Source organism: Clostridium sp. AF15-41, from assembly GCF_003604095.1.
Taxonomy (GTDB): domain Bacteria; phylum Bacillota; class Clostridia; order Lachnospirales; family Lachnospiraceae; genus Coprococcus.
Genome location: NZ_QTMQ01000020.1, coordinates 22,196 through 35,458, shown reverse-complemented (window position 1 = coordinate 35,458; position 13,263 = coordinate 22,196). Strand labels below are relative to the sequence as shown.

Sequence of the window (13,263 nt, the reverse complement as noted above, 5' to 3'; positions counted from 1 at the left end):
AGTTCGAAGAACGGAGAAATCGTAGTTATTCACGGAGAAGAAGAAACAAGCGAAAGGAACAGCGGTTATGAACGGAAATCCATCAATAGAAAAAGGCGACTATATCAAACCGAAAAAAGCCTGGCGGTTGCTGAAGACGGCAGACGATGAGAACATAACCGCATATATATTTGGAGTCAGCGGAACCGGAAAAAGTGAGTTGATCACCCATTATCTGGGTAAGAGAAAATACAACCTGTTCCATGCCGGAGAAATAACGGCAGAGAACCTTGAAATCCCGGAGGGAACAGCCAGAAAGATTGTTGTGATCGATGATATACATGAGCTTACATGGGAAGAGGATGATGAACTCCGAAACGCAATTTTTAAGTTAATTATGAGGGAGGATGTCTGGATGATCCTGGCAGGCAGATGCCCTGTTCCCCCATGGCTTTCAACACTGCGCTTCCGGGAAGGATTTTATATTATAGATGAAAGCATGCTTATTATGGATATGCCGTCAATCTTGAAATATATAGAACTGACACAGATGGTTCTGACTGAAGAGCAGAAGAAGCGACTGGCAAGAGAAACCTATGGTATGCCATTTGCATTAAGCGTAGCAACAACCATGTACTACGAACTGGGATATGAAAATGGATTGTCCGATCCGGAGTACGACGAGTACTCAAGAAAAGTAACAGAGCAGATGTGGAATTATCTGGAGTTCCATGTATACGATAATTGGGATATCCAGATGCAGGATTTTCTGATGAAAATATCGATCGTAGATACATTTACCATACGGCTGGCTGAGATGATCACGGGAGCGAATGATGCAGAGAATCTGATCGAGCATGCAAGATGGATGGGTAATTTCTTAGATGAACAGATGGGAGCAAACGGAGAAAAAATCTATAAGCTTCGAGATCATATGCGGTTATCCATGTTGCGCAGAATGAACAGAAAATATACAAAAGAACAGATAAAAAATGTATATGAAAATGCAGGATTGTTTTATCAGTTAGCAGGCAGACCTTTACAGGCACTTGAAATGTACGAGAAAGCAGACTCGATGGAACGAATGGTATCTATTCTGATCGATAATGCAAGAAAATCAGCAAACAGTGCGTATTATTATGAATTGAAGAAATATTATCTTGCGTTGTCGGAGGAGATTGTGAAGAAAAGTCCGGAGCTTATGTGTGGCATGAGTATGCTGCAATCGCTGTTGTTGAATCCGGAGGAAAGTGAACGCTGGTATTCGGAGCTGCAGGCATTTGCAGACAGTCATCAGGGCAGTATTCGAAAGGTAGCAAAGAATAATCTGCTGTATCTGGAGATCGGATTGCCTCATAGAGGTTCAGCAGATATGATAAGTATTATGAAGAATGCATATCGACTGGTATTTGACAGGCAGGCGACATTGGGCGAATTTTCAGTTACTTCTAACCAACCGTCTATGATGAATGGAGGAAAAGATTTCTGTGAATGGAGCAAAAAAGACCGCGAACTGGCAGGAAAGATAGGTAAGCTTGTGGAATTTGTTCTTGGCAAATACGGCAAAGGGCTGATCAATCTGGCATTGGCAGAGAGCTTTTTTGAAAAAGGCGAAGACAATTACGAGGTGGCTGTCCTTGCAAATAAAGGTCGTATGCAGGCAGAAGCCGGAGGCAAGATTGAACAGTGCTTTGTAGCTGACGGTATCCTTGCATGGCTTCATATTATAAACGGAAAAGTTCAGGAGGCAGAAGAAGTTCTCCGAAGCTTTTATGAGAAAGCTGAAAAGGAGGGGGCAGTAAAGCTGTTGCCGAACATACAGACATTTCTTGCCCGATGTGCACTGTATAAGGGCGAATGGGCAGAAGTAAACCGGTGGATGGATCAGACGGTAGATGAGAATGTGGAATTTTCAATCTATGACAGATTTATTTATCTTACAAAGGTTCGGGTATACATTCAACGAGGCAAATATGAACAGGCATACAGTTTATTGGTGAAGCTTCAATATTATGCCGAAGTCATGAAACGTACTTATATTCAGATCGAGTGCAGATTACTGATGGCGATCACGATGTATCGTATGGGAAATAAAGCCTGGCGGGAAGAATTGCAGGCAGGGATAAAGGAAGCGGCAGATTATCATTTTGTAAGAGTGATTTCCAGAGAGGGAGCAGCTGTCTATCCGCTGCTTCAAGCATTGCCGTTTGTACCGGAAGAGGTGGAAGATGATCCGAAACTTATAAAAAAGAATCGTCAGTATCATAGACAGGTGATGAAAGAGACAGAGAGTGTTGCAAGATCATATCCGGGATATCTGAAAATGGGAAAGGCAGAAGTCCGGATAAGTGAGACCGGTATCCGTATCATCAAACTTCTGGCAGAGGGATTCTCTAGGATCCAGATTGCGGAGCAGCTTAATATGACGGAGGCAAATGTAAAATATCATATGGCACAGACATATAAAAAACTGGGAGTAAAAGACAAAGCCGGCGCAGTTATGGAAGCGAAGAACAGGAATCTGATCTGATTCTGCATGTCATTTTTGGGGAAACAGCCTCGAAAATGGTAAAGAAATGGTAAAATAATGCAGAAAACAAGACATTTTTGCAAGGTGTATTGCAAATCCTGCGTTATTTATATAAACTAAACTATATATTGGTTTGGGGACAAATACAAAAGGGTTAAGGAGGAAAAAAGCATGGATGAGAAAGAAGTATACGGAAATGAGGTTCGCAAACTTCGTGACAGTATGGGTATGAATCGTAAAAAATTCTGCGATTATTATGGAATCCCATATCGTACCGTGCAGGATTGGGAGGCCGGAAAAAGAAAGATGCCGTCCTATGTGCTTCGGATGATGAAGTACGTTGCCGAGAAGGAACAGATGATAAGAGTATCATAAAGTTCCGATTAAAATGAAATGATCTGTATACAAGGGCAGTCAGAAAATGACAGACTTGTATGCAGATCATTTTTGCGTTATAAGAAGTAAGATGTTTTGCGGGTTTTGTTTGGAAGTACAGGAGTGGCAGATGCCATTTGGCTCTTGTGGCGGCATACCATTGAATTCTGATGGATGTCCATATATAATGGTGTGGAAAAAACGCCTAATGATAGACAAAGGCAGACTGTAGCACATAGGCCGAATTTGGAAACGGACAAGGAGATAAACAGATTTTTATGAGATTGAAAGAATATATACAGACAAAACGAATCATTGCAGACGGAGCATTTGGTACTTATTACATGTCATTATATGGAGATGGAAGTAAGCCGGAAAAAGGGCTTGCGATTTCAAATCTTCCGGAGCTTGCGAATATAACAGCACCGGAGCGGGTCATTGGCATCCACACCGAATACATAGAAGCGGGAGCACAGCTTATCCGCACGAATACATTTGCATCAAACACAAAGAGCCTTTTAAGTGATACAGAAGCGGTAAAAGAGAATATCCGGGCGGCAGTTACATGCGCGAAGGCAGCGGCAGAAAAGGCGGAGCATGAGATTTATATTGCAGGAGATATCGGCCCGATCCCCGCCGAGGGTGTACCGCATTCCGATAACCTGACGAAGGAATATATCATGATCGGAGAGACATTTATCGAGCAGGGAATCGACATTCTGTTATTTGAGACATTTCCGGAACTGGAAACGATTCTCCCGGCGATCGCATATCTGAAAGAGACACATGACTGTACGATTCTGGTACATTTCAGTGTCAATCAGTTCGGCTATAGCAATACAGGCCTGTCTGCGAAACGACTGATCGCGGATGCAGAGGCATGCAGATATATAGATGGCACCGGCTTAAACTGTGGTGTCGGACCGGGCCATATGAAGAAGCTGATCCGGAATATATCGGCAGACGATGCTACATTCCTTTCGGTATTCCCGAACTCCGGTTATCCGAAATATCTGAATAACCGTCTGACCTTTACGGATAATGCAGAATATTTTGCGGAGAAAATATCAGAGATCGCAGAGTCAGGCATCTGCATCTTCGGTGGATGCTGTGGAACAACACCGGATTATATTCGGAAGATAGCAGCAGGGATATCACTGGATTATCCGGTTGGCAGCAGGGAAACAGTGGCAGAGGTAACTGTATCTTCGGAGAAACCGGCATATGGTTTCATGGAGCGTCGGGTGAAGGATCCGTCCCATAAGCTGGTTGCAGTCGAACTGGTTCCTCCGTTAAATGCAGATGATGAGAAGTTACTCGATGCAGCGCATATATTAAAGAATGCAGAAGTCGATGTCGTGACTTTCCCGGATTCTCCATCGGGAAGAACCAGAGCCGATTCGGTATTGATGGCAGAGAAGATAAGACTTGAGACAGGACTGTGCGTTATGCCGCATATTTGCTGCAGAGATAAGAATGCGATCGCGATCCGTTCCACGATACTTGGAGCAAGTCTGAACCATATCACGAATTTCCTTTTGCTGACAGGTGATCCGGTTCCCGTATTATTCCGTCAGACGACAAAGAGCGTGTTCAATTTCGACTCTGTAGGAATGATGAAGATCGTTCAGGAAATGAACAGTGATACATTTAGCGAGCACCCGGTTACATATGGCGGTGCAATCAATCATAACCGGATGAATACAAAGGCAGAGACAGAACGAATCCGAAGAAAGATGGCGGCAGGAGCGACATTTTTTATGACCCAGCCGATCTTCTCGGCAGAGCAGGCAGAGATTATAAGGCAGATGAAGAAAGAGACCGGAGCTACGATCCTTGTCGGACTGATGCCGCTTGTCAGCAGGAAAAATGCTGTCTTTATGAAGAATGAAATGACGGGTATCGAGATACCGGATTCAGTTATAGATCGTTACAGAGAGGATATGAGCAGAGAAGAAGGAGAAAATTGTGGTATCCGGCTTACCAGAGAATTCATGGCAATGACCGATGATTTTGCAGACGGATATTATTTTTCATTCCCATTTAATCGTGTTCATATGTTGAAAAAGATATTAGGATAATGATAGAAGTACGCCATTGCTAAGATTTTAGATGGTGGAAAGCTTACATGACAGATAAGACAGAAACAGAGGGATACAGATGAAGTCAGAAACGAAAAAAGGCACTCTGATGACAGAGGGAAGCATCGTAAAAAATATATTATTTTTTGCAATTCCACTAATATTAGGAAATCTGCTGCAACAGTTGTATAACACAGCAGATTCGATCATCGTTGGTAATTTTGTAGGAAAGAATGCACTTGCGGCAGTCGGCTCCAGTACATCGGTGATTTACCTGCTGATCGCATTCAGTCAGGGCGCTTCCGTAGGTGCAGGTGTCGTAGTTTCCCAGTATCTGGGCGCAAGGAAGAAAAAAGAGACAGAGGATGCTGTTCATACAGCCCTTGCGATATCTGTTATATTAGGTGTGATCCTTACGATCGGTGGTGTTCTGTTCAGCCGCAGACTTCTTTTGTGGATGCATACCCCGGAAGAAGTATTTGACGGCGCAGTTCTCTATCTGCAGATTTATTCTGGTGGACTGTTATTCAATGTTCTATATAACATGGCAGCAGGCATCCTGAACGCAGGTGGTAATTCGAAGCGTTCACTGATCTACCTTGCGTATGCATCGGTTACAAATATCATCCTCGATCTGGTTCTGATCCGGGGCTTTGGCATGGGTGTAGAAGGCGCTGCGATCGCAACAGATATCAGTCAGGTGGTATCAAGTGTGCTTGCGACCGGTTATCTGATGCGCGTAAAAGCAGATTACAGAGTTTCTTTGAGAAAGATAAAGATACATAGACAGATGGCAGGACGTATCGTGAAGATCGGACTTCCAACCGGAATCCAGAATATGGTCATTTCCCTGTCAAATATCCTTGTGCAGTCCAGTGTGAACGGATTCGGAGCAGATGCGGTAGCGGGATTTGGCGCATATCTGAAGATCGACGGCTTCAATATCCTTCCGGTTATGAGTATCAGCATGGCAGTTACGACATTTACCGGACAGAATTATGGAGCCGGAAAGATAGACCGGGTAAAGAAAGGCATGTGGGTGACGATCGCGATGGGATTGATCTATACGATCACCACAGGAATCCTGCTTCTGGTATTTTCAGACCCGTTGATGCGGTTATTCACAAATGATGATGCAGTCGTCGCATACGGAGAACTGGCGATGAAGTACTTCTGCCCGTTTTATTTCATTTTAAGTATCATGCACGGTCTGGCAGGAACCATCCGGGGGGCAGGAAAGAGTGTACCGCCAATGGTCGTACTGCTGACATCTTTATGTCTGTTCCGTATCGTGTGGATTCAGTTTATCCTTCCTACTTTCCATGATATTGACGGAATTTTTGTCTTATATCCGGTCTCATGGGCGTTCGGAGCGGCTCTTATGGTGCTCTATGCATGGAAGGGAAAATGGCTGCCTGCAAATACGGTCGGCAAACAGCTTTCTTAATTTAAAAAACAAACTTAATCCTTGGCAAAATTTAATAAATACAACCTTGCTGCTTTGTTGACTTTTTTATGGTAATGGCGTATGATGTGATGAACTGGAACGTTTATGCCCTGGGGGTGGTCTGTTCATTTTTAATAATCTGTAGAGTTGTACAGAGAGAAAGAATATTTAATGTAGGAGGAAGAAAGATGAATCAAATGAAACGAAGTAAAATTGTGGCATTTTTACTTGCATTTGTATTAGTTATCAATACATTATTTGTTAATTTTTCAGGTGCAGTATTTGCCGATGATGACAGTATGACGATAACCAATCTGGTTGTTGAATACTATGATGAAGCAGCGGGGGCGTACAAGCCGTTAACTAGCGGAATAACGCTGAATGACCAGACGAAGGTGAGGATTAATTTCAACTGGCAGTTCCCGAATTCCTCAACGACAACAGCGGGAGGAGATTACATAACGAAGATCGATCTGGGTATTGATAATATCAGTATGGACAGTATCACAAATGTTCCGTTTAATGATACGACCAATGCAGAGATGGGTAAATACAGTATAAACAGTAGCGAGTTCACACTTGTTATTAATAAGGATTATTATGATAACTATTCCAACCGTTCAGGAAAGGCAAGTCTGGATGGTGTGGTTTCGGTTAACAACGATGATAATAAAGCAAGCACGGATGCGACGATCGCTGTCAGCGGTAATAAATTTGACATCCATGTTGTATTTAATCAGGCAGAAAGTAATCTTAAAGTAGCGAAGAAGACTGTAGGTAAAGCAACTCTGAATGATGACGGAACATTAAACCAGACATATCAGGTTGATATTGCATGTAAGAATGACAATATTTCGGATCTTGTATTAAGTGATGAGGCGGGATCTGCATTATCCGATGCCACAAATTTTGTTTATAATGGTGCAACCTATGGTTCTCTGGCAGAACTGAGTACAGCAATCGGTTCAACAATGACAAAGGATCAGAAAATCAGCTTTACATATGATATGAAGGTTGATGCATCTGTTTTGGAACAGGGTACAAACCATTATACAGGAAGCGAGACAAATAAATTCAAGACAGAATATAAGACAAACAAAGGAAATTCTAAAACATCAGACAGTAATAGTGTTAATCTGGATCTTGATATGCCATCTGTTTCAAAGAATGGTACATATGACAGTACAACAGGAAAGGTTACTTGGAAGATAACTGTTACACCGGGAGTCGTTGGATGGGATAAGGTTGATATGTCCGGGGTTACGGATAAAGTGACAGAGATGCTTGGGGGTACTGCTCTCGGAGCATCTAAGGATATATCCTTTACCAAGAATGATTTTACAACTACCGATAATAAGACATACACATATGAATATACAACAAATGTGTCGACTGACGCACAGAGTTCTTCATCAAAGGTTACCGCACAGAACGATGTAACAAATATTCAATTTGATGGACACAAGTACAACACTTCTGCCGAAGTGGGAATTACAGAGTCAAACTGGGCAAAGAAATCTTATGTATCTTACGATGAAGCTTCAAAGATTCTGACATGGAAGATAGATGTGGATATACCAACAGGCGAAAATATTACAGATGTTGCGGTAAATGATAGTCTGTACGGTGCTTCAGGAAATCATGACTTCAATATCGGCAATCTGGAAGTTACACTGACTGATAACACCCATACAGATGCAACTATCCTGAAGTACACAGAAAAGAGTAACCAGCAGATGGATTCTGATGTACTGGAGACCACATATACAGACTTTAATAAACAAAATAATCTTACATTTAAGGATTCATATATTGCATCATTGCAGGCAAGCGGCTCTGCACATATGACATTGACCTTTAAGACTCACATAACAGATGAAGATCCAATAGGAACATATTCAAACAAAGGTGAAGTTCGATATAAGAGTAATGGAAAACAGGGTGTGATACCGGTATCTGCAGATTATAAATTCAAGGCTGTCAGCATTACGGATAAGAGAGCATTTTTTGCCGACGACGACAAAGAAACCATCCAATACAATGTATGGGTTGATTTCTCAAAGGACGATTCTATAACTCCGGAGGTTGGAAAGCAGATAATCTTTACAGATGAGATGCCGGACAACATGGTGCTGAAATCAGTTGATTATCTGGGTGCAGGACAGGTTGATGGCTGGTTTGATAACCATAATAACTATCAGAGCTCGCAGCTTGGTGTTACGGATACATCTGCAGAAGACGGAAAAGTTGTCTTTACTGTAACTTTATCACAGGAGATGATCGATAATATCAATAATGCTGCGCCGAACCAACGTGGTATATATGTCACATATACAGCCAAGGTAAAGGATGGAATGAAATTCCACAAGGGCGGAACTACTACATTTAAGAACAAGGTATCAGCTACTTATGACGGAACAAGTGTGGGAAAGAAGACGGTGTCGTCACAGCTGACACCGGGAAAACTTGTAGACAAACAGATGGAATATAATACCAGCAAGAGCGTTGATAAAATATTCTATACCGTTGATATTAATAAATGTGGATATGATCTGGCATCAGGTACAGATGTTCTTACTTGTGAGGATGATATGGGTACCAGCCTGATCCTTGATCCATCTACAGTCAAGATCAAGCAGATTGATGATGACGGAAATTCATCGGAGTGCAGTTCAGCGTCATTTTCGTATGATAAGCTGAATAACCGCATTACATTTAAGATTCCTGATGAAACACATATCCAGATCACATATACAGTAAAGCTGGCTCTTTATGGTGATGGAACTGCTGCGGATTCAGACAAGATTACATTTGAAAACAGTGGTAATACATTTACAGTGAAAGGCGTAGAAACTGTTGATACAAAGGATCAGGTTTCCAGATATAATTACGCATATTCATCAAAGGTACAGGGTGCCGGTGATACCGGATCTATAACATTGTTAAAGTATTACAGAGGAACCGATGGTAATATGAAACCATTGGGAGGATCCTCCTTTAAGATATACAGAGCAACATATGATGAAGCAACCGGATTATATACATATGACAGCAGTGCCACTCCGGAAAAGGAGAAGACACTGAGAGATGATGAGACGGAGTGGGTAATTGACAATCTCCGACTCGATATTGTATATGCATTGGTTGAGACAGGATCTCAGCTTGGATATAAGGTGAATCCGGATCCTATGTATTTTGTACTTCCGGGTGACGATTATAAGAAGGTACAGCAGACCTCCCAGTTGGAGAGGATTGTAACCAGCAGTTACCTGAGATATAACAACGAAAAAGGTAGTTTTCAGATAAAGAAGACTATAGATGGATCAACGAAAAATCTACAGAAGTATGAGGCGTTTACATTTGAACTTCAGGAGATAAATAAACCAAGTATCAGTTCTGTAAATGGTCAGAAAGAGATCACATATACAGACAAGACGTCTGGTGTAAACCAGCAGATTACGTCAAGCACTGCGACCGGTATTGGTGATTTCAATGTAATAGATTACACAGCCTCGGATATAGGAAAAGAATTTTATTACAAGATATCTGAGAAGAAAGGATCAAATTCGAATATTGCATACGATACATCCTTCTATGTTGCAACCGTAAGCGTGAAGCAGGATGCTACCACAGGAGAGATTTATTCAGATATAAACAGTATAGATAAGTATTCGGAAGATGGAATATTAATAGGTAATACTATTCCGGAAATGATCAGTTTCAATAATTCGGCAGATATGAGTGGCAGCCTGACTCTGACAAAGACAGTAAGTGGAGATAAGACATTTGCTGATGTTAAGGATGGTTTGAGCTTTGAAATAAAAGGACCGGGAAGCTACAGTGCAACCATAAAGGGCAAAGACCTGGATGCAACAACCAGAACAAAGACCCTTACTGGTCTTGTGCCGGGTCAATATACGATAACCGAGACAATAACGGATATTACAGGATTTAAGCATTCTACTAAATATACGGTTGGAAGTGGAAGCGAAAAAACCGGTAAAGTAGCAACTGCAACTGTAGAGGCAAAAAAGAATACAGAGGTAGACTTTGTTAATACCTATACAAAGAAGGCAGGAAGCCTGAAGCTGACAAAGACAGTAAGTGGAGACAAGACGCTTGCGGATGTAGCAGCGGATATCAGCTTTAAGATCACAGGCCCAGACAGCTACAGCAAGACCGTAACCGGAGCAGAACTGTTAACAGCAGGCGGCAGTGTACAGATTGATGGCCTTGCAGTAGGTGACTACACAGTAGTCGAAACTGTAGCAGGAATCACAGGTTATACATTGACAACCAGCCACAAGGTAGGAAGCGGAAGCAAAGTTGACGGAAAGACAGCAACGGCAGCTGTAACAGATGGAGCAACCAGCAACATAGAGTTTGTAAACAATTATGCGAAGAATCCGGGAAGTCTGAAACTGACAAAGACAGTAAGTGGAGACAAGACGCTTGCGGATGTAGCAGCGGATATCAGCTTTGAGATCGCCGGATCAAACGGATATAGCAAGACGATAGCCGGAACAGAACTGGATGCAAGCGGAAGTTATACGATTGATAATCTTGCAAAAGGAACATATACGGTGACAGAGACTGTGACCGGATCAACAGGTTATACAGTCACTACTACTTACAAAGTAGATGGTGGAAGTACAGAAGCCGGAGCAACAGCAACAGCAGCCGTACCAAATGGCGGAACAGCAGAAGTAGCATTTACAAACAACTACAAGAAGCAGGTCGGCAGCCTGAAGCTGACAAAGACAGTAAGTGGAGACAAGACACTCACAGATGTAGCATCAGATATCAGCTTTAAGATCACAGGCCCAGACAGCTACAGTAAGACCGTAACCGGAGCAGAACTGTTAACAGCAGGCGGCAGTGTACAGATTGATGGCCTTGCAGTAGGTGATTACACAGTAGTCGAAACTGTAGCAGGAATCACAGGTTATACATTGACAACCAGCCATAAGGTAGGAAGCGGAAGCAAAGTTGACGGCAAGACAGCAACAGCAGCCGTACCAAATGGCGGAACAGCAGAAGTAGCATTTACAAACAACTACAAGAAGCAGGTCGGCAGCCTGAAGCTGACAAAGACAGTAAGTGGAGACAAGACACTCACAGATGTAGCATCAGATATCAGCTTTAAGATCACAGGCCCAGACAGCTACAGTAAGACCGTAACCGGAGCAGAACTGTTAACAGCAGGCGGCAGTGTACAGATTGATGGCCTTGCAGTAGGTGATTACACAGTAGTCGAAACTGTAGCAGGAATCACAGGTTATACATTGACAACCAGCCATAAGGTAGGAAGCGGAAGCAAAGTTGACGGCAAGACAGCAACAGCAGCCGTACCAAATGGCGGAACAGCAGAAGTAGCATTTACAAACAACTACAAGAAGCAGGTCGGCAGCCTGAAGCTGACAAAGACAGTAAGTGGAGACAAGACACTCACAGATGTAGCATCAGATATCAGCTTTAAGATCACAGGCCCAGACAGCTACAGTAAGACCGTAACCGGAGCAGAACTGTTAACAGCAGGCGGCAGTGTACAGATTGATGGCCTTGCAGTAGGTGACTACACAGTAGTCGAAACTGTAGCAGGAATCACAGGTTATACATTGACAACCAGCCACAAGGTAGGAAGCGGAACCGAAGATAATGGCGATACAGCAACAGCAACTGTAGCAGATGGAACAACGATCGATGTCGAGTTCATAAACGATTACGCTAGAGAACTTACCTCTGTAACAGTTAAGAAGATATGGAACGATAATAACAATAAAGCCAATAAACGTGCACCATTTGTAAGCGTACAGCTTTATGCTGGAACAGCCGTTTCTGGTGTAGCAGCTCGGTTGGATGAGAATAATTCATGGACGCATACATGGACAAATCTTCCAAAGTATGATGATGCCGGACAGTTAATCTCATATAGCGTCAAGGAATTAAATGTACCGGCTGAATATACAGACAGCGTAACGACAGATCCTGTAACAGGCGAGATAACGATTACAAATACAAGAGTTGGAACTAAGGGCAAACTTGTACTTACAAAGATGGTTGTTGGTTCTGTAGATAAGACTACAGCAGCTAGCGCGATCGAGTTCAAGATTACAGATGAAGCCGGAAATGTCGAGACATATTCATTGAATGATTTCAAGTATGATGTGACTACAAAGCAGTATACATTGGAACTTGAAAAACCTGCTGGCAAATATACAGTAGAAGAAACCAAGTATGATATCGATGGATATGAGACCAAGAGCATCAAGTATGCGATTGGTACAGGACTTCAGAAGGATGGTAAGACAGTAGATGTTCAGGTAGAGATAGATGAGACAGTAGATGTAACATTTGTGGATACCTACGATGAGACCACAACTACAGAGACAACCACCGAAGATACTTCTGAGACGACAACTACGGAGACAACCACTGAAGATACTTCTGAGACGACAACTACGGAGACAACCACTGAAGATACTTCTGAGACAACAACCACAGAAAATACAACTGAGGCTACATCGGAGAAGACTACAGAAGTAACAACTACAGAGACAACAACAGAAACGACGACAGAGGAGACAGTAGATAAGCCAAAGACAGGTGATGATTCACCGATAGCTTTCCTTCTTATTATGATGTCAGTATCACTTGCGGGAGCAGGAACTGTTGTCTATAAGAAACGTAAGAATCAGAAATAATATCTGATAGCAAGCAAAAATAAGACGCCGGACTGTCATAATTGACAGCCCGGCGTCTTTCGATAAGATTATCATATATATAAATAAGACAAGCCTGTCTGTGATGATGGCTGCTGTGATCAGTAATGACATTCATGTAGTTTCGTA

Annotated in this window: 5 protein-coding genes; all 5 read left to right on the top strand. The window is 42.5% G+C overall.

The genetic code is table 11. The features are described 5' to 3' along the window. The first annotated feature begins 67 nt into the window (after positions 1-67). Complete coding sequence (locus tag DWW43_RS11525) at positions 68-2,509, top strand: LuxR C-terminal-related transcriptional regulator (RefSeq protein ID WP_119963656.1); 2,442 nt, start codon at positions 68-70, stop codon at positions 2,507-2,509. A 171-nt stretch (positions 2,510-2,680) separates the two neighbouring features. Further along, the gene (locus DWW43_RS11520; protein WP_008401806.1) at positions 2,681-2,884 is read left to right on the top strand and encodes a helix-turn-helix domain-containing protein; all 204 of its coding nucleotides are present in this window, start codon (positions 2,681-2,683) and stop codon (positions 2,882-2,884) included. 278 nt (positions 2,885-3,162) lie between these two features. Then, the gene (locus DWW43_RS11515) at positions 3,163-4,965 is read left to right on the top strand and encodes a bifunctional homocysteine S-methyltransferase/methylenetetrahydrofolate reductase (protein WP_119963653.1); all 1,803 of its coding nucleotides are present in this window, start codon (positions 3,163-3,165) and stop codon (positions 4,963-4,965) included. Positions 4,966-5,044: 79 nt separating this feature from the next. Beyond that, positions 5,045-6,412: an MATE family efflux transporter gene (locus DWW43_RS11510; RefSeq protein WP_119963652.1), complete on the top strand. Its 1,368-nt coding sequence runs from the start codon at positions 5,045-5,047 to the stop codon at positions 6,410-6,412. Between the two features lie 188 nt (positions 6,413-6,600). Further along, positions 6,601-13,116 carry a DUF5979 domain-containing protein gene (locus DWW43_RS11505; RefSeq protein WP_165853074.1) on the top strand — a complete coding sequence of 2,172 codons (6,516 nt, stop codon included), beginning with the start codon at positions 6,601-6,603 and terminating at the stop codon, positions 13,114-13,116. Positions 13,117-13,263 lie beyond the last annotated feature (147 nt).

Excerpts from the sequence above, each read along its gene's own strand:
- DWW43_RS11525 (WP_119963656.1), top strand. The coding sequence starts at position 68 with ATGAACGGAAATCCATCAATAGAAAAAGGCGACTATATCAAACCGAAA.
- DWW43_RS11520 (WP_008401806.1), top strand. The coding sequence starts at position 2,681 with ATGGATGAGAAAGAAGTATACGGAAATGAGGTTCGCAAACTTCGTGAC.
- DWW43_RS11515 (WP_119963653.1), top strand. The coding sequence starts at position 3,163 with ATGAGATTGAAAGAATATATACAGACAAAACGAATCATTGCAGACGGA.
- DWW43_RS11510 (WP_119963652.1), top strand. The coding sequence starts at position 5,045 with ATGAAGTCAGAAACGAAAAAAGGCACTCTGATGACAGAGGGAAGCATC.
- DWW43_RS11505 (WP_165853074.1), top strand. The coding sequence starts at position 6,601 with ATGAATCAAATGAAACGAAGTAAAATTGTGGCATTTTTACTTGCATTT.